Below are 19,829 nucleotides of genomic sequence, written 5' to 3'. Positions count from 1 at the left end.
TATCTATTTACATATCTTCATATTTATCTTTTTAAATATTTATATACTTAACTTTGTACATATTTAAAAATTTAACTTCTTACATATATACCTATTTAAATTTTTAAATATATAACTATTTAAATTTTTAAATATATAACTATTTTTATATTCTGCATCTTTCATCTAATTGAGAGTTAGCAATCAGCAAGCAATGCTAACTTTCAACTTTTATTTAAAATATTCTACTCCTGCTTTGAAGATCTTTTGATCAAAGTCTCCTGGGATGTTTCTATATAAATCTGTTCCTATTCTTTCACTATGTGCCATCTTACCTAAGACTCTTCCATCTGGACTTGTTATACCTTCTATTCCGTACATTGATCCATTTGGATTGAACGGCATATTTAATGATACATTTCCATCAAAGTCAACATATTGAGTTGCCACTTGACCATTAGCAATTAATTCTTTAATTAAGCTTTCTGGTGCAACAAATCTTCCTTCACCATGCGAGATTGCAACTGAATGTATATCTCCTACATTAACTTCACTGAACCAAGGTGATTTATTTGAAACAACCTTTGTACTTATAATTGAAGACATATGTCTGTTTATATTGTTGTAAGTCAATGTTGCCATATCTTCTTTAATATCAACTATTTCGCCATATGGTACTAATCCTAATTTAATTAACGCTTGGAAGCCGTTACAAATACCAAGTGCTAATCCATCTCTATTCTTAAGTAATTCCATCACGCTATTGCTTATCTTTTCATTTCTAAGAGCATTGGCAATGAATTTACCTGAACCATCTGGTTCATCCCCTGCTGAGAAGCCTCCTGGAATCATAAGAATTTGAGCAGTACTTATTTCTTTTGCAAGTCTTTCAATAGATTCATTAAGTGCTTCTTTAGTAATATTTCTAAATACTACTTGAGTTACTTCTGCTCCTTCTTTTTCAAATGCTCTTGCACAGTCATATTCACAGTTGTTTCCTGGGAATACTGGAATTACAACCTTTGGCTTAGCTACTTTAATTGCTGGAGAAAGTGTTGATTTCTTATCATATAAAACTGTTTCTACTTTTCCTTCTACATCTTCAGTTTTAATTTTAAATACTGAGCTTAATTTTTCTTCGTATGTTTTTTCTAAAGCTTCTATATCTAAATTCAAATCATATTCCTTAGAAATTATAACTGCTGAACTTATTGTCTTACCAACTTCTTTATATAAACACTCTTTGAATTCTTCTTCTACATTAACACCATTCTTAACTTCTAGTACTATAGTTCCATAGTTAAATCCAAATAGCTCATCCTTTGTTAAGTTTTCAATTTCTGCACCAATTCTATTTCCAAGTGTCATTTTAGTAACAGTTTCTGAAACTCCACCATACTTAACAGCAGATGCTGAAATTACTTTTCCGCTTTGAATTAAGTTATATAGTACGTCTAAGTTCTTCTTAATCTTATCTAAATTTATAGTTCCATCTTCTAGTTTTTCAGTTTGAAGTAAAACTAAACTTGATCCTGCTTCTTTAAATTCTGGTGATATTATATTTCTAGCTTTTTCTACTCCTACAGCAAATGATACTAATGTTGGAGGTACATCTAAATCTCCAAAACTTCCTGACATTGAGTCCTTACCACCGATTGCTGCTGTTTCAAATGCCATTTGAGCTTCATATGCACCAAGCAATGCTGCAAATGGTTTTCCCCATCTAGAGCTTTCTGATCCTAATCTTTCAAAATACTCTTGGAATGTAAGCCTAGCTTTTCTGTAATCTCCACCCATAGCTACAAGTTTTGATATACTTTCAATTACTGCATAGTATGCCATATGATATGGACTCCAAGTACCTAATTCTGGATTAAATCCAAATGTCATTAATGTAGCATCTGCACTTTCTCCATCTAGAACTGGGATTTTAGCTGCCATTCCTTCTGCTGGAGTCTTTGCATACTTACCACCAAATGGCATAAGTACTGTTCCATGTCCTATTGTTGCATCAAATCTTTCTGATAATCCTTGCTGAGATGATACATTTAATTTTCTTAAATTATTTATCCATTCTTCTTTAACATCAATATCTGCTACTACATATGGATAATCAACTGGAGCTTTAACTGTAACATTTGTCTTTTGAGTTGCACCATTTGTATCTAAGAATATTCTCTTTAAATCAACTATATTTTTACCTCTCCAGAATAATCTAAGTCTATCTGTATCAGTAACATGTGCAACTAAATTGGCTTCCAAGTTTTCATCGTTTGAAAGTCTTATAAATTCATCTGCATCTTCTTTCTTAACAACTACTGCCATTCTTTCTTGTGATTCTGAAACCGCAAGTTCTGTTCCATCTAGACCTTCATATTTCTTTGGAACTTTATCTAAATCTATATCTAATCCTCTGCAAAGTTCTCCAATTGCAACTGAAACTCCACCTGCACCAAAGTCATTACATCTCTTAATCATCTTTGCTACTTTAGAATTTCTAAATAATCTTTGAAGCTTTCTTTCAGTAGGTGCATTTCCTTTTTGAACTTCTGCTCCACATTCATTAAGTGAATCTACTGTATGTTCCTTAGATGAACCTGTAGCTCCTCCAACACCGTCTCTTCCAGTTCTACCACCAAGTAAGATAATAACATCTCCTAAAGCTGGTTCTTCTCTTACCACATTTTCCTTAGGTGCTGCTGCAATAACTGCTCCAACTTCCATTCTCTTTGCTGCATAGTTTGGATGATATACTTCTTCAACTTGACCTGTTGCAAGACCAATTTGATTTCCATATGAACTATATCCATGAGCTGCTCCAAGTGTTATCTTTCTTTGAGGAAGTTTCCCTTCTAATGTATCTTCAACTGGAACTGTTGGATCTGCTGCTCCTGTAACTCTCATTGCTTGATATACGTAAGTTCTTCCTGATAGTGGATCTCTTATAGCTCCACCAAGACATGTTGCTGCTCCACCAAAAGGTTCAATTTCTGTTGGATGGTTATGTGTTTCATTCTTGAACATTACTAAGTAATCTTCCATGCCTTTATCAGTTTCAATTTTCACGTTAATTGAACAAGCATTTATTTCTTCGGAAATATCTAGATCTTCAAGTTTTCCTCTTTTTCTAAGTTCTTTCATAGCAATTACTGCCATATCCATAAGAGTTTTATTCTTTTCTTTCTCGCCATAAACATATGATCTAGATTTTATATAACCTTCATAACTTGCTTTTATTGGAGCTGTATATTTATTATCTTCAATTTGGATATCTTCTAATATAGTTGAGAATGTTGTATGTCTACAGTGATCTGACCAGTATGTATCTATAACTTTAATTTCAGTTATACTTGGATCTCTTTTCTCTCCTTTGAAATAATCTTGAATCATAAGAAGATCATCAATACTCATAGCCAAACCTTGTCCACTATGAAATTCTTTTAATTGATCCAATGTCTTGCTGGTAAATCCATCTAAGATTTGTACATCTTTAGGTATGTTTGAAAGTGATGATAAATCTTTGCTATTTATATCTACTTCCCTTGAATCGACTGGGTTTATATAATATTTCTTAATTTTTTCAATATCATCTTTTGAAAGGTTTCCTTTTAATAATACTACTTTAGCTGATTTTATTTCAACCTTGTCTTCTGCTGTTAATAGAGCTAGACATTCTGAAGCTGAATCTGCTCTTTGATCGTATTGACCTGGCAAATATTCTACACCAAAAGCTACTTCTCCTTCATTCATTGGTAATTCTGATTCGTAAACTACATCTACTGTTGCTTCAGAAAAAATTGTATGTAAAGCCTTATTATAATATTCTTCAGGTATATCTGATATTATATATTTATTAACAAGTCTTACGTCTTCTAATCCAGTTACTCCTAAGTTATCTCTAAAATCATTTAATAAACTTTGAGCTTCTACATTAAATCCTTTTTTCTTTTCAACGAATACGCTTCTAATATTTAACATTTTAATTCCTCCAAAAAATATTATGAGATTTAGCCTAGGTGCATTCAAAAAATACCGCGTCAATATACTTGTATATTATACTTGTTATTTTTTTCATTTACCTACTCACTACACCTTCGTAATGGCGAATGTTTTCCGATAACACTCTACTAACTTTCGTATCGATACCATAAGATTATCATTCAACACGTATGTTGTCAACCTATTTTATGTTAATTTTTCATTTAATTTATGTTTTTACGAACTATATATTTATATTATTTTTATATAGTTCGTATTTTGTTTGTTTAATATATATTTTTATGTATTATAAAGCATTTTTTCTTTTTTCTTAGAATAGTGCACATTTTTATAGTATAAAGAATCAATTTCAACATAATCTATGTTGAAAAAAAGACGCAGATAATTATAGTGTTTTCTATCAATACTATAATTCCCTACGTCTAAAAATTTATTTTTCTATATAAAAAATAAAGAGCCATAAGATTTCTCTTATGGCTCAACAACTTACTATCTGTCGAAGTTTCTGTTGTTTCTTTGTTGCTTTCTAGCTCTTCTACAATCAGGACATCTAACTGGATCGTTGTCAAATCCTTTTTCTTTGTAGAATTCTTGTTCTCCTGTTGTGAAAACAAATTCCTTTCCACAATCTTTACATACTAAAGTTCTATCTTCCATTATAAAAATCCTCCCTTTTTCCAAAGATTATAACCTGATACCTAGACCCAATCTCTGAAACAGAGGCGAATGTACAGTATTGATTAAATCTTGAATTATCTTACATTCTTATAATACCACACTTTGCCACATATTTCAACACTAATTCTTACAATTAAATTGTTAAATTTAAACCTTCTCAATTTATAATATATCAAAACTTTTATTAACTTATATATAATTTGTTAAAAAAATTGAGGTTTAATTCAACCTCAATCCTAATATAGCTACTCTTCTTCGAACATTAGACCCTCTTGCAATTTTCCAGCATCCATTGATACTATTCTATCTGACACTTTTTTAGCAAAGTCCATATCATGAGTTATAATCATCATACTCATGCCTTTTTCACTTAAACGCTTTATTAAATTTGCAACTTCTCCAGTTAGTCCTGGATCTAGTGCAGAAGTTGGCTCATCAAAGCACATTATTTTAGGTTCAAGCACTAATGCTCTTCCAATAGCAACTCTCTGTTTTTGACCACCAGATAATTCAAATGGATAGTTATTTTTCTTTCCTAACAAGTCTAAGAAACCTAAAGTTTCTTCTGCTTTCTTTATTGCTTCTTCTTTTGACCATCCTAACACCTTTTGTGGTGCTTCAATAAGATTTTCTAAAACACTCATATGCGGAAATAAGTTAAAATTTTGAAATACTAATCCTATATCTTTTCTTATTTCTTTTAACGCATTTTTATCTACATACTTACCATTTTTACATAAAACTTTTCCGTTAACTTCTATATCGCCTTCATCACAATGTTCCAATTCATTTACACATCTAAGTAAAGTTGTCTTTCCGCCACCTGAATTTCCAACGACAACTAATATTTCACCTTTTTTTATATGAAGATTAACACCTTTTAAAACTTCTGTATTTCCGAATCTCTTTTTCAAATTACTTACTTTAAGCATATAATCTCCTCCACACTATTTATAATAGTCATACTTATCTTCAATTTTCTTTAATACTTGACTGAAAATTGCTATTACTACTAAGTAAACAGCACCAACTATTAAAAGAGGTAATAACGAAACATCTCTATTAGCAGCAGTTTTACCTATCTTTAGTAACTCATCCATACCCACTACATAAACTAGTGAAGTATCCTTCACTAAAGTTGTTATTTCATTTGCAACTGGTGGTATTACTGTTTTAAATGCTTGAGGAAGTATTATTCTAAAAAACGTTTGTCTCGAACTTAACCCTAAAACTTTAGCCCCTTCAACTTGTCCATTATCTATAGATTCTATACCTGCTCTAAATATTTCTCCAAAATAAGCTCCATAATTTAAAGTAAATGCTAAAATTGCTGCTGGAAATCTATCAAAGCTGACCCCTACTAGAGGAAGTCCAAAGAAAATCACAATAATTTGTAATAACAGAGGAGTACCTCTCATTATAAGAATATATATTCCACTTATTTGCTTAAGTATTAGAGATTTAGATGTCCTCATTACAGCTACTATTACTCCTAATGGAATAGATAATACTAATGTAAGTACAAAAATTTCTAATGTGACTTTTAATCCCTCTAATACTTGAGGCATTATCTCTAAAATATAACTCAAAGTTATTTCCTCCTCTTTATTTTCAAATTATTTATGCGTAAAATAATCTGCTTCGCAGACTGTGTGTTTTTAATACTTCTAAAAGTTATCTATAGATTGTCCAATAATATAATCTCCTAAAGAATAAAAAGTGGCCAGGCCACATTCCAATCAAATGTTAATAAAGAACAATTAAGAGTGATGGATGAAATCACTTTTAAATTTCCAAAAAGAAATTCTTTTATAATTTCATCCCTTATTATTCACCATCAGTATTTATATTTCTAACTAGTTAATTTAGTAAATTTTATTTATAATATTAACTTCATAAAATTCTAATAAATTAAGTTTATAATTATCTAATTAACACTATTTAAGGATTATATCTTGTTCGAACCATTTCTTTGATATGTCTGCTGCAGTTCCATCAGAAATAACTTCATCTAAAGCTTTGTTAAAAGCTTCTACAAATTTAGTATCACCTTTTTTAATTCCAACACCGTACTTTTCACTTCCAAAATTATCAGTTAAGATTTTATATTTTTCTTCTCCTCTTGCTTTCATATAATATCTTGCTAAAATCTCATCTACAACAATGGCATCTAATCTCTTTGCTTCTAAATCCATTAATGCAGCGTTATTATCTTCAAACGTAACAAGTTTTCCACCATCAAAAGTTTTTTCGATTCCATTAGCTGCTTCAACTGCATCTACTGCTGTTGATCCGTTCTGAGCACCAACTTTTTTACCTGCTAAATCATTTTTAGATTTAATATTAGAATCTGCTAATGTTACTATAACTTGAGTATTACTTAAATATGGCTTTGAAAATTCAACTTTTTCTTTTCTTTCATCAGTAATTGAATATCCATTCCATATTAAATCTATATTACCGTTATTAAGTTCAGTTTCTTTCATACTCCAATCAATTGATTGAAATTTCACCTTTTTATTAAGTTTTTTACCTACTGCATTTGCTAAATCAACATCAAATCCAACTATTTCCCCGTTCTCATTCTTAAATCCCATTGGAACAAAAGTATCATCTAAACCTATTACTAATTCATCCTTATCTAATGCACTTTTTGCTGCCTTTGATTCTGATGATTTATTGGCATTCCCGCCACATGCAACCAAGCTTACTCCCAATGTAGCTATGATAGCAACTACTGTTAATTTTTTTATTAAACTATTTATTTTCATATGTAATAACCCCCTACATCACTTTCTATTTATCACTTTATCATACTAAAGCAAAAGAATCAAGTATTTTTTATATTCTAAATTATAACAGGCATAACAGATGCTGTATTACGCCTATCATACCTGTAAAAAACTTAGAATTATAAATTTTATCTCGTGGTTGCTATTCTATCTATCGCTCTTTCAAGGTTATTCATATGTGATGTAAATTCATCTACTGTATCTGTTACTTGCTTTTTATCAATTGGATCCTTAAATGTATCTGCTCTATCTTTTGCATCATCAACATTATCTTTAATTTCATCTAATTTATTAGATATATCATCAAATTTATTTTTAATATCTTCACTTTTTCCTTCAAAATCAGCATTATTGAGCTCGTCCGTTAATTCATCTGCTTTATCATTTAATTCTTTCATTACACGTGTAGTATCACTATCTACTTCATTAACTTTATCAGAAATTTCCTTAGGGTTAGACTTTAATTTATCCATTAATTCCTTCATCTTATCTGATTCAAAAACTTCATTAACCTTATCTGCAGATGGCTTTTCATCTGTATCTTCTTTTGTTTGAAGTATATAATCATCTTTAAGATTACAACCAATTAAAGAAAAAGAAAGTATTAATAAAAGTATAAAGCTCATTATATTTTTCTTTTTCATTTCTTCACCTCAATTTGTTTTATAATATATATTACACAAATAATCCTTCATCATAATTCTAAAAATGTTACAAGAATTTTAGCCGTAATTGTGAATTGTGCATTGCAACATATATAGTCTATATTAATATTTTTTTGCTAATCTTTCAATAATGAAATTGAGGCACACTTAAACGCAACAAGTTCATCTAAGCTAAAGAGTATTTTTCAATTTAGATAATAATCTTTTTTTATATTTTATACTTGCCACTTCGCTTATATCAGCTAATAATCTATAATTTGATATTCCACCATATACTCCAACTATCGGTATTCCTTGGATAACTTTTGCCACAACTATATTTTCAGATAAACATTTTGAAGCTGACTCAATTAATTCATTTATATCAACCTTAAGATCATGATTATTTTCAATACTATATGCAATTCTATCTGCTTCATTTGAGTATAGAATTTTTTCATCTGTTTTTATAGAACTTGCACAAATTATATTTAATATAAATGCCTTTTCACTTTTAGACTTATAATCAAATCCATAATTCACACAAATCTCATACACAGTTTTTAATATTACTCCAATAAACACGGGTATATCCGGTATTCCAATTCCTAATATACCAAGTAATGTCCCTTCGGCTGCTGTGATCCCTTTATTTATAAGCACACCTTTTTTCACTCTTTTATCTATTCTGCTTAAATTTTTGTTATTCATCTGCTTAGATAAAATATATTCATCTATATCTGCTTCATTTTTAATTTTCTCTGAGTTGTAACTTTTCTCTATTACTGTAGTACCTTTTTCAAAAACATAATAAAATCCCTTTTCAAATGCTTTCTCAAAAGTTTCTATCATATTTTTCGGAATTTTTTCTTCTAATTGCTCTTTTACAGGTAATATCTTATTTTTTATATATTCATTTTCTTTTTTATAAAAGAACTTGTCTTCTCTTTTTATTAACTTTTTCATTTGACTATTTAATATTCTTTCTTTTCTTTTATCCCTATAATCCATGCGCAGCTATACCGAATCCCTTCTATAAATAATAAATTACTGTACTTAATTAACCTACTTATATAATATAATAATTGCACCAAAAACGGTATTTCAAACATAATTAATTGATTTACCTAAAATAATATATATTAAATATGTAAAAGTTCAAGCAAATAAATTAAAATTTGCACGCTCTACATTGTTTCTCTACTTAGATGAAACTTGACTCACTTTCGTTCACTGAGTACTCACAGAGTAAGCGACCATCATCAAATCATAGATTCGAGATGTCTGCTTAACTGATTCACACAAAATCATAGATTTTGGTTCACTACTTAAAAGAGAGCAATTATCTTGCTCTCTTTTAGGTGTATTTAATTTATTATTTCTTTCCTGATCCTTTTAGCATTTCTCCAATTGCAGCTATACTCCCAAGAGATGATAAAGTCTCATTTGGTAATATAAGCTTGTTTGCTGGACTGTTAGCCATTTCTTTAAGTGCTTCAACTTGCTTTAATGCTATAACAGTTTCATTTGTTCCAGACTCAATAATAGCTTGATTTACTTTTCTTATAGCTTGAGATTCTGCAATCGCTATTTGTTCTATAGCCTTTGCTTTACCTTCTGCTTCTAGTAGCTGAGATTCTTTTAAACCTTCTGCTCTTCTTATATTTGCTTGCTTTTCTGCTTCTGCTGATAAGATCTTAGCTTGTTTTTCTCCTTCTGCTTTTTCTATTTGAGATTGTCTCAAACCTTCTGCTTGAAGAATCATAGCTCTCTTATCTCTTTCAGCTTTCATTTGCTTTTCCATTGCTTGTTGGATTTCAGCTGGTGGAACTATATTTTTAATTTCAACTGAAAGTATCTTTATTCCATAAGCATCAGTAACTTCATCAATAATGCTTAAAAGATCTTGATTTATACTATCTCTTCCTGATAAAATTTCATCTAATGACATATTACCTAAGATATTTCTCATATTAGTTGTAGCTGAGTATACAATACCTGATTGAAAACTTTCAATATTATAAACTGCATCTCTTGCATTCAATACCTTATAAAATATAACATTGTCTACTAATATTTTAACATTATCTTTAGTTATAACCGATTGTGGCTCCACATCTAAAATTTGTTGTTTTGTAGAAATCTTTCTTCTAACAAAATCTACAAATGGCACAATAAAATGTAATCCTGGTTCCAATACTCTATGGAATTGTCCAAATCTTTCTACAACATATAAATGCCCTGTATTTACAACCTTAATTGATGAGATAACTACTATTAATATTAATAGTAAAATAACCCCTAAAATTATAATAACACTCATAATCTAGTCCTCCTGAACCTTTTCAATTTTTAATTTTATACCTTCTATTCCTTTGATAGTAAACTTGTCCCCTTTGTGAATAATATCGCCTTCATTTATTACAGTCCAATATTCTCCACCAACTTTAACTTGGGCTTTATCTCTAATCTCTTTTTCGCTTATCATAATTTTTCCTACATATGTTTCTTCCATAAGTGGTATTCTTTCGTTTGCTGCTTTAAATTTTTTCTTGAGTAGCGGGTATCCAACTGCAAATGATATTATATTCAGTACAGAAAATACTATTATTTGAATTATAAATGGTACTTCCATTACTCCACACACTGCAGCTACGACAGCACCTACTGCGAATAGTGTAAAACAAAAATTACTAGTTAAAATATCTATTGCAAATACGCATATAGCTATAACTAACCAAAAAACTGCCGCCCCCATACAACTTCCCTCCTTAAAAATATCATAATATTAGTTCTAAGATTTACTGTCCAATTTTTACATACATACTGGAATTTGTAATCTTATTTTATATTATACAGTACATTTATGAATATTTCAAGATATTTATTAACTTAAAAAGAGTTATTTTATACCTTTTATCTTTTTTTGATTTCACAAACATGTTAGTATATAATTATTAGGATATGTTTATGTTTACTAAGCAAAATATACTTAAAACGTATTTAATTATATTAGAACTATATCTTATAAACCAATAAAAAAACTTAAACTTTATAATTGCAAGGAGTGATTAAATGGATTTTATAAAAGTCGCAGCTGCTTGCCCTAAAACTAGAGTTGCAGATGTTGATTATAATGTTAAAAATATTTTACAATGCATAAATGATGCAGTAAAAAATGAAAGTAAATTCATAGTTTTTCCAGAACTTTGCTTAACAGCTTATACTTGTGGAGATCTGTTTTTACAAGAATACTTACTAAGCAAAGCTTTAGATGGAATTTTTGAAATATTAGAATCTACTAAAGACCATGATGCTTTAATTGCTGTAGGTGCACCACTTATCTGTGGAAGTACTTTATACAATTGTGCTTTTCTATTATTTAAAGGAAGTATTTTAGGAATAGTTCCTAAGTCATATCTTCCAAATTACAGTGAATTCTATGAAAAAAGATGGTTTACTGAAGGTCTTTCAGTTGAGGATGAAAGAGTGGATTTACCATTCCAAAAAGATGTTCCTTTTGGAGTAAACTTAATTTTTTCATCAAGTATCGCAAACTTTGGAGTTGAAATTTGTGAAGACTTATGGGTAACAATTCCACCAAGCTCTTATCTTTCTCTTATGGGCGCTCATATAATCGGAAACCTTTCTGCATCAAATGAGCTTGTTAGTAAGATGGATTATAGAAAAAGCCTGATATCAAATCAAAGTGCTAGGTCAATCTGCAGCTATATATATTCTTCTGCTGGTGTTCATGAATCCACTACAGATGTATTATTTAGCGGGCATTTATTAATAAGTGAAAATGGTTCATTATTAAAAGAAAATGACAGATTTCAAAGAGAAAACGAAGTAATATATTCTATAGTTGATGTATTCAAATTAAAGTCTGAAAGAATGAAAAACTTGAGCTTTAGAGATTCATCTAAATTTATCAATAAGAATCCTAACATGATTAAATTTGAATTTAGTGATGCTTCAATAAGCACATTTGATAGATTTGTGGATAAACATCCATTTGTGCCTTCTTACGAAAAAGAAAGAGAAGTTCGCTGCAAAGAAATATTTAATATTCAAGCTGCTGGCTTAGCAAAGAGATTAGAACATACAGGCTCTAAAAAAGCAGTAGTTGGAATTTCTGGAGGTTTGGATTCCACACTAGCATTACTTGTAATAGTAAAGACTTTTGAATTACTTGGTATTGATAAAAAAAATATAGTAACTATTACTATGCCTGGCTTCGGTACTACTGATAGAACTTACAATAACGCTATTAATTTATGTAAGGAATTAGGTACAGATCTTAGAGAAATAAATATAGTTAAAGCATCTCTTCAACATTTTGAAGATATTGGTCATGATAAAGACATTCATGATGTAACTTACGAAAATGTTCAAGCAAGAGAAAGAACCCAAATTTTAATGGATATTGCTAATAAAGAAAGAGGACTCTTAATAGGTACTGGTGATTTATCAGAGCTTGCTCTTGGCTGGTGTACATATAACGGAGATCATATGTCAATGTATTCTGTAAATCCGTCTATTCCAAAAACTCTTGTAAGATATTTAGTTCAATATGTAGCTCAACATGAATCTACTGAAGTTGTACGCGATATTCTTATGGATATACTAGATACACCTGTAAGCCCTGAATTATTACCTAAGGATGCTAACGGTGAAATCGCTCAAAAAACGGAAGATATTGTAGGTCCTTATGAGCTTCATGATTTCTTCTTATATCACTTTATTAAACATGGCTCAACTAAAGAGAGAATATTCTTTTTAGCTAAGGCTGCCTTTAAAGATAATTACTCTGATGAGGAAATACAAAAATGGCTTGATAAATTTATTTTTAGATTCTTTACTCAACAATTTAAAAGAAGTGCTCTTCCTGATGGACCTAAAGTCGGAAGTATTTCTTTAAGTCCTAGAGGTGACTGGCGTATGCCATCAGATGCTAAGCCTTGGGAATAGCTAACCGAAATCATAAATATTTTTGTTCCGAAAAACTATGAAAATATCGCTGAAGGCTCTAAGTTGCAAGTTGCGCCCAATTCAGCATGCTCCCGCTTTCAGCGTGACAAGCTAAATTTGAACAACTTACAGCTAAGAGCCTTTAACAGCTTATTTTCAAATGTTTTCTACACAAAGATATATATGATTTCCAGTTGAGATATTCTCCCAAAAATTATTAAACGCAAAAATTCTCTATCTAGTTGCGTTTAATAAGTTCTTAATTGTGCTTCGCACTCTTTTTAACTGTGAAATGATCTTAATTGCACTTCGTGCTCTTTTTATAGGTGAAAAGATCTTAATTGCACTTCGTGCTCTTTTTATAGGTGCGTACTTTTTTTCAAATGTGTGGAAATTTTTTTTAAGTAGTGCTAAAATAGATGTTATTAAATAACAATAATAAACAATGGCAATAAGCCTTATAGATTTGGAGGAATATAAAAATGGGGAAAAAAGCTGATATAGACTGGGGTAAATTAGGATTTGATTACATAAAAACAGATCTTCGTTATATTTCAGTTTGGAAAGATGGAAAATGGGATGAAGGAAAACTTGTTGAAGACAATATGCTTAGTATAAGTGAAGCTTCTACGGTTATTCACTATGGCCAAAGTTGTTTTGAAGGGCTTAAGGCATATACAACAAAAGAAGGTAAAATTCAATTATTTAGACCTGACTTAAATGCAGATCGTATGAATGAAAGCTGTGACAAACTTCTTATGCCACATATTCCAAAAGAAAAATTTATCGATGCAGTTAAACAAGTTGTAAAGGCAAATGAAAAATATGTACCACCTTATGGAAGTGGTGCAACTCTATATATTAGACCATATTTAATGGGAGTTGGTAACAACATTGGTGTTAAACCTGCTCCAGAATATATCTTCGGTGTATTTTGTATACCAGTAGGACCTTATTTTAAAGATGGTGTATCTCCTTGCAATTATATAGTTTTAGATGACTTTGATAGAGCTGCTCCTCATGGTACTGGCGGAAATAAAGTTGGTGGTAACTATGCTGCTTCATTACAAGCTCATGCTGAAGCTGTAAAAAAAGGATTTGCTGATTGTATTTACCTAGATCCAGCTACTCATACAAAGATAGAAGAAATAGGTGCTGCAAACTTCTTTGGAATAACTAAAAATGATGAATTCGTTACTCCTAAATCACCATCTATTTTGCCAAGTATAACAAAGAGATCTCTTCTTTACATTGCTGAACATTATTTAAAGATGCCTGTTTATGAAAGAGAAGTATTTATTGATGAAATAGATCAATTTAAAGAGGCCGGTGCTTGCGGTACTGCTGCAGTAATAACTCCTATTGGTGGAATTCAACATAACGATAAATTACATGTATTCTTTAGCGAAACTGAAGTTGGTCCTATAACTCAAAAATTATATGACTTACTTTTAGGAATTCAACTTGGTGATGTTGAAGCTCCAGAAGGCTGGATATACGAAGTAGAATAATATTTATAAAATGAATTTAAAAATAGTATGAACTTAGCAAAAAATAAGTTCATACTATTTTTTTATACTCTTATGTATATATATTAATCAAATAAATATACATTATATTATAGAATATTTAGTAAACTTTTCTAGTAGATATACGAATATATAAGTAATATATTGATACTAATATTGAAGCTGAATTTATAATTTTAGGGAGGGGATATTATATGAGTGATAACAGAATAATTTCTAGAAGTGAATATATTGTGGCTAGTGTATCTGGTGCTGCTATAGATAATAAAATAATAAAGAGACCTTATATTAACCCTCGAAATCCTTCCAATAAAAAACAAAATAATGCTAAATCTTTTGACAATACTTTGCATTCATCAGCTTCACAATCATCATCAAATGACAATTCAACGACTTTTTCAAATGAATTGGAAAATATGGCAAGATTAAAAAGTGAAGAAAACTCCAGATTAGTTCAGGCAAAGTTCAACAATAAAATAAAAGATTCTGAGACTTCTGAGAAGAATGCTACTCAAACTGAATTGCATAACAAACTTGCTCAAGCTATGGATGTTGATGTGGATGTATCTACTCTATATAAAAAAGTACAATTACTAAATTCATTAAAAAATGAATCTAATAACTAATAAGAGGTTGCCAAAACATATGGTTTTTGGCAACCTTCTTTTATCTAAAGTTTACACTGCTGCTAGTCTATGTAAATTACTGTACTCTCCTTGTTTCTCCATTAATTCTTCATGAGTTCCTGCTTCTATTATACCTGTTTTTCCAAGTACAATAATTTCATCTGCATTCTTAATGGTAGACAATCTATGTGCAACTACTATGGTTGTCCTTCCAGCGCATAACTTTTCTAAAGATTCTTGAATTATGCGTTCTGTTGCATTATCTAGTGCCGATGTTGCTTCATCCAAAATTAATATTGGAGGATTCTTAAGAAAAACTCTTGCAATGGAAATACGCTGCTTTTGCCCACCAGATAATTTAACACCTCTTTCACCAATGTAAGTATCATACCCTTCTGGTAATGTATTTATAAATTCATGAATATTAGCCATCTTAGCGGCTCTTAGTAATTCTTCTTCAGTTGCATCTGTCTTTCCAAACAGTATATTATCTCTTATAGTTCCTGTAAATAAGAAAACTTCTTGCTGAACTATTCCAATATTCTCTCTAAGAGAATCTAATTTAACATCATAAATGCTCTTATTATCTATTAAAATATCTCCACTATCCACTTCATAAAATCTTGGGATAAGATTACAAAATGTTGTTTTACCTCCACCAGAAGCTCCTACTAATGCCAACATCTTTCCTTTATTTATTTTAATAGAAATATTTTTCAAAACTTCTTTTCCTTCATAGCTAAAATTAACATCTTTAAATTCTATTTCCCCTTGAACATTTTCAAGTTCAGTCGCATTTACTTTATCTTTTTCTTTATCTTGACTCATTATTTCTATATATCTTTGGAAACCAGTAATTCCATTTTGAAATTGCTCCATAAAATCAATAAGTTTCTTTATTGGGGTCATAAAGATTTTTATAAACAGCATATATGCCATAAAATCTCCAATGTTTATAAGTCCAATAAGTGTAAATATTCCTCCCCCTATTAAACCTACGTAACTTAGCACGTCCATTCCAAATCCTGCACCAGAAGAATATTCTGCCATTACTTTGTATGCTCTTTCTCTTGCATTAATGAACTTTTTGTTCCCTTTTTCAAATTTTTCTTCTTCGGCTTCGTGACTTACAAATGCTTTTGATATTTTTATTCCTGAAATACTATTTTCAAGATTTGCATTGACTGCTCCTGTTTCTACTTTAGTTTCAAGAAAAGCTTTATTCATCTTCTTTCTCTCATATAAAGTAAACCATACTATAAATGGTATGAATGCAAATATTAAAACCGTAAGAGGTATATTTATTGTACACAATATTATAAATGAACCTATAAGCATAACTATTGATATAAATAAATCTTCTGGCCCATGATGAGCAAGCTCTGAAATATCCATTAAGTCATTAATAATTCTAGACATTATATCTCCTGTTTTATTATTATCAAAGAAGCTATTAGGTAATTTTTGAAGGTGCTTAAATATATGTCTTCTCATATCACCCTGCATTCTAACACCTACAACATGTCCCCAATACTGCATGAAATATCCACATGCAGCCTTGATTCCAAAAATTATAAGTAATGCTATGGCAAATACAATAATTGTCCTTAAATCTTTATTAGGAATCGATTCATTTACTAGATCCCTTGTCATAACTGGATATACTAAATCGCATAAAGATGCGATAAGCGCTACTACTAAATCTAAAATAAATAGTAATTTATATGGTTTATAAAATGAAATAAATTTTTTTATCATTTAAAATCTCCTTCCTATAATGAATAAAATTCATATAGCTTGTATATACTTTAATATAATACATAATTTCCCAATTGTAAGGTGGTGAATAACTTTTATGAAAAAGCTATTTTATTTTGTAAGCTTCTGCTTAGCAATTCTATTGCCTTTATTCTCACTAAATATCATAGCAAGTAAATCTGATCCAGATTATTTTTTTCCATTAATCTTTATTTGCTTAGGCCTTTGTGATACATTGCTTGGCATTAATTTATTAAATGCAAATAAAAAATTTTTGGGTATTTCCAGTTTTGTAATAGCAAGTTTCTTATTCGTTTTAGTTGGAAGCAAAATTTGTATATATAATTAAAAATGTGTACTAGTAGTGCATTCCTACTATATAACTTTTATATTATATTTAAAATTTCTTCCTTACATTTATCTAAATTCTCAATGAATGTTCCTGCTATTTTAACTGGTCTATTGTTAAATACTATTATATTCCCTCGGAAATATATAGCTTCATCTAGATCATGAGTAACCAATATAACCATTCTTTTTTCTTTGTCTAATAAATTTTTAAATTCATCAATTATGGCATATTTCAACTTATAATCTAAAGATTTAAAAGGCTCATCCATTAAAATGACCTTTGATGGCTTTCCAAATGCTCTTGCTATATTAACTCTTTGTCTCATTCCTCCGCTAAGTGCATTTGGATATTTGTTTTTTGTATCGTAAATTCCAACTAAATTTAATACTTCATCAATTCTATTCTCTAAAGTAGAATCCTTGAAATACCTTTTGAATGCAATTTCCAAGTTTTCTTTAACAGTAAGCCACTCAATTAACCTATCTTCTTGAAATATATAGCTTATGTCACTTAATGAAACGCCACTTATCTCTCCACTTTGAACATCTATTAGACCTGCTATAATGTCTAATAGAGTACTCTTTCCACACCCAGATTTTCCTATTATACAATTTATCTTATCGTCGTAAAAATCTATGTTGAAATTCTCAAAAATTTTCTCAGTTCCATATGACTTATTTAGATTTTTAATACTTATATTCATTTGGACCACCTATATGTTCTTTTCCTTAACAACTTATTTAAAAACTCTAAAACTAGAGATATAATGACAATAATTACAATCCATGCAAAAATCCCTGGAGTATTAAAATTAACTTTTTCTACCTGTATCTGTGATCCTATCCCAAACTTTGGCTGCCCGTATACTTCTCCTGCAATTACAACTTTAAAAGTCAATGAAAATGTCGATACAAAGATGCTCATAAAATAAAATTTCATAGTTGGAATATAGATCTTTTTGACATTGTTTTTTAGGCTCACTTCATATATCTTCGTCATATCGATTATTTTTTTATCTATTTGCAAAAGGTTATTTCGTATACCTTCATAAAGGATTGGAAAAATGATAGCAAATCCTGCAACAAATGGTGTACTATCCTTATCAAACCACACCAATGAAAGAACTACTAACACCATAGTTGGAATTGTCTTGCTAAATGAATTTACAGGCTCCATTAAATACTTGAAAAAGGGATACACTGTTGCGAGCACCCCTAAAATCATTGAAAAAATCAAAGCTAATACATAACTAGTCGTAGTCCTGTAAAAACTGCTAAAAATTATCTTTAACGAATTTTTATCACCAAAAATATTCTTAATAGCTTCTAATACTTGTTCTAATCTTGGAATATATATGTCATTATTTATTATTACTGCAATTAGCTGCCATATCCCTATGAAAAATATACATGATAGTAAAGTATATAATCTACTTTTCCATGAATATTTCATCATTTGGTATACTTCCTCCTATTGTTTTTGGATCAAATTCATTTAATTTTTTAAAATAAGTTTCATATTCTTTATAACAATCCTTTATTCCTACGTATTTTATATTTGACCTATCAATAGCTTTTACTACTATTGGCTTCTTTGCCGAAACTCCTATTTCTTCGCAATAATCTCCAACAGTTTCTTTATTATTATATATCCACTCTTCTGAATCTTTAACTTGCTTCAAAAGTTCTGAAACAAATTCCTTATCATTTTCTAACAATCCCTTCTTAACTATAATTGTTGATTGAGGATATCCATATTGAGAGTCGTTTAATTTTTTCCATTCTTCATTTAAATTTAGCATTACATTAAACTTATCATTTTTACTCTGAACTGTTGATAAAGCCGGTTCTGGAATTACTGCATATTCTGACTTTCCAGATAAAATTATTGGTGCAAGCTCATTTACTGTATTCACATAGCTAAAGTTAATTTCTTTATCTACATCAATACCTTTTTCTTTAAGTATTGTTCTTGCAATTATATCAGGCGTTAATCCCTTCCCAATATTGTAAACTTCTTTTCCTTTTAAATCTTCAACACTTTGATTTTGATTAGTTGTGCCTATATAAAACGATCCAAATCCAACTGTTCCTGCTATTTTATATTCCTTGTTCTTATTAAACACAGTTGCCGCCACGTTTGAAGGAACAATTGCAATATCTGGTTCACTCTTCATAACGCTTGTAACTAAGCTGTCAGAGTTTTGCTCAATAGTATAATTAACATTGTATCCAGATTTAATTTCCGGTTTTTCTTTTATAAGTTTAGCTACTGCTATAGCTGTAAGACCATCTGGTGTTACAAAGCTAATATCTTTTGTTGATTTCTTATTATCTTCAGATTTGCCTTGATTTGAGCTACTGCCACAACCTGCAAATGTAAACACACACAATATCATGATTAAAAATAATGATACCTTTTTTTTCATTCTAATTCCCCCTAAAAAATATTAATATCTAAATTAAGAATTAAATCAAAATACTTAATAGTAATATTAA

At 29.9% G+C, this 19,829-nt stretch carries 17 protein-coding genes; 4 read left to right on the top strand and 13 right to left on the bottom strand.

The features are described 5' to 3' along the window. Positions 1–210: 210 nt before the first annotated feature. The 9 genes from KEC93_RS05650 to KEC93_RS05610 form a co-directional block, all read right to left on the bottom strand. Positions 211–3,957 carry a phosphoribosylformylglycinamidine synthase gene (locus KEC93_RS05650; protein ID WP_039770444.1) on the bottom strand — a complete coding sequence of 1,249 codons (3,747 nt, stop codon included), beginning with the start codon at positions 3,955–3,957 and terminating at the stop codon, positions 211–213. A 510-nt stretch (positions 3,958–4,467) separates the two neighbouring features. After that, on the bottom strand, positions 4,468–4,635 hold the full coding sequence (locus tag KEC93_RS05645; RefSeq protein ID WP_011968395.1) for a zinc-ribbon domain-containing protein: 168 nt from the start codon (positions 4,633–4,635) through the stop codon (positions 4,468–4,470). A 266-nt stretch (positions 4,636–4,901) separates the two neighbouring features. Then, a complete protein-coding gene (locus KEC93_RS05640) occupies positions 4,902–5,588 on the bottom strand; it encodes an amino acid ABC transporter ATP-binding protein (RefSeq protein WP_023973461.1) in 687 nt (228 codons plus the stop codon). Positions 5,589–5,603: 15 nt separating this feature from the next. Then, positions 5,604–6,245, bottom strand: a complete 642-nt coding sequence (locus tag KEC93_RS05635; protein ID WP_023973462.1) for an amino acid ABC transporter permease — start codon at positions 6,243–6,245, stop codon at positions 5,604–5,606. Between the two features lie 348 nt (positions 6,246–6,593). Further along, the gene (locus tag KEC93_RS05630) at positions 6,594–7,427 is read right to left on the bottom strand and encodes an amino acid ABC transporter substrate-binding protein (protein ID WP_077868059.1); all 834 of its coding nucleotides are present in this window, start codon (positions 7,425–7,427) and stop codon (positions 6,594–6,596) included. 149 nt (positions 7,428–7,576) lie between these two features. Beyond that, positions 7,577–8,092 (bottom strand): methyl-accepting chemotaxis protein, encoded by a 516-nt coding sequence (locus KEC93_RS05625; protein WP_017210874.1) that lies wholly within the window; start codon positions 8,090–8,092, stop codon positions 7,577–7,579. A 192-nt stretch (positions 8,093–8,284) separates the two neighbouring features. Beyond that, positions 8,285–9,103 (bottom strand): EcsC family protein, encoded by an 819-nt coding sequence (locus KEC93_RS05620; protein WP_023973464.1) that lies wholly within the window; start codon positions 9,101–9,103, stop codon positions 8,285–8,287. A 364-nt stretch (positions 9,104–9,467) separates the two neighbouring features. Continuing rightward, the gene (locus KEC93_RS05615) at positions 9,468–10,415 is read right to left on the bottom strand and encodes an SPFH domain-containing protein (protein ID WP_077830735.1); all 948 of its coding nucleotides are present in this window, start codon (positions 10,413–10,415) and stop codon (positions 9,468–9,470) included. Positions 10,416–10,418: 3 nt separating this feature from the next. After that, positions 10,419–10,850 carry an NfeD family protein gene (locus tag KEC93_RS05610; RefSeq protein ID WP_017210877.1) on the bottom strand — a complete coding sequence of 144 codons (432 nt, stop codon included), beginning with the start codon at positions 10,848–10,850 and terminating at the stop codon, positions 10,419–10,421. Between the two features lie 317 nt (positions 10,851–11,167). On the opposite strand from KEC93_RS05610, the gene KEC93_RS05605 reads away from it, so the two are divergent. From KEC93_RS05605 to KEC93_RS05595, 3 genes are all read left to right on the top strand, one after another. After that, a complete protein-coding gene (locus KEC93_RS05605) occupies positions 11,168–13,066 on the top strand; it encodes an NAD(+) synthase (protein ID WP_077868060.1) in 1,899 nt (632 codons plus the stop codon). A 482-nt stretch (positions 13,067–13,548) separates the two neighbouring features. Continuing rightward, complete coding sequence (locus KEC93_RS05600; protein ID WP_011968386.1) at positions 13,549–14,577, top strand: branched-chain amino acid aminotransferase; 1,029 nt, start codon at positions 13,549–13,551, stop codon at positions 14,575–14,577. 212 nt (positions 14,578–14,789) lie between these two features. Continuing rightward, positions 14,790–15,221: a hypothetical protein gene (locus tag KEC93_RS05595; protein ID WP_077868061.1), complete on the top strand. Its 432-nt coding sequence runs from the start codon at positions 14,790–14,792 to the stop codon at positions 15,219–15,221. Between the two features lie 51 nt (positions 15,222–15,272). Here the strand turns inward: KEC93_RS05595 and KEC93_RS05590 are convergent, their stop codons facing one another. Then, complete coding sequence (locus KEC93_RS05590) at positions 15,273–16,979, bottom strand: ABC transporter ATP-binding protein (protein ID WP_077868062.1); 1,707 nt, start codon at positions 16,977–16,979, stop codon at positions 15,273–15,275. Positions 16,980–17,076: 97 nt separating this feature from the next. Here KEC93_RS05590 and KEC93_RS05585 point away from each other — a divergent pair, with 97 nt between their 5' ends. Next, the gene (locus tag KEC93_RS05585) at positions 17,077–17,328 is read left to right on the top strand and encodes a hypothetical protein (protein ID WP_017212760.1); all 252 of its coding nucleotides are present in this window, start codon (positions 17,077–17,079) and stop codon (positions 17,326–17,328) included. A gap of 37 nt (positions 17,329–17,365) precedes the next feature. Here the strand turns inward: KEC93_RS05585 and KEC93_RS05580 are convergent, their stop codons facing one another. From KEC93_RS05580 to KEC93_RS05570, 3 genes are read right to left on the bottom strand one after another with little or no spacing between them, the layout of a single operon-like run. Continuing rightward, on the bottom strand, positions 17,366–18,034 hold the full coding sequence (locus tag KEC93_RS05580) for an ATP-binding cassette domain-containing protein (RefSeq protein WP_077868063.1): 669 nt from the start codon (positions 18,032–18,034) through the stop codon (positions 17,366–17,368). Continuing rightward, on the bottom strand, positions 18,031–18,786 hold the full coding sequence (locus tag KEC93_RS05575) for an ABC transporter permease (protein ID WP_077868064.1): 756 nt from the start codon (positions 18,784–18,786) through the stop codon (positions 18,031–18,033). The genes KEC93_RS05580 and KEC93_RS05575 overlap by 4 nt, the downstream gene beginning before the upstream one ends. Beyond that, positions 18,761–19,759, bottom strand: a complete 999-nt coding sequence (locus tag KEC93_RS05570) for an ABC transporter substrate-binding protein (RefSeq protein ID WP_077868065.1) — start codon at positions 19,757–19,759, stop codon at positions 18,761–18,763. The genes KEC93_RS05575 and KEC93_RS05570 overlap by 26 nt, the downstream gene beginning before the upstream one ends. Positions 19,760–19,829: the final 70 nt, after the last annotated feature.

It is taken from the genome of Clostridium beijerinckii (assembly GCF_018223745.1).
GTDB classification, from domain to species: domain Bacteria; phylum Bacillota; class Clostridia; order Clostridiales; family Clostridiaceae; genus Clostridium; species Clostridium beijerinckii.
Note: the sequence above shows the minus strand (reverse complement) of the source record. Positions and strands in the feature narration are given on the sequence as shown.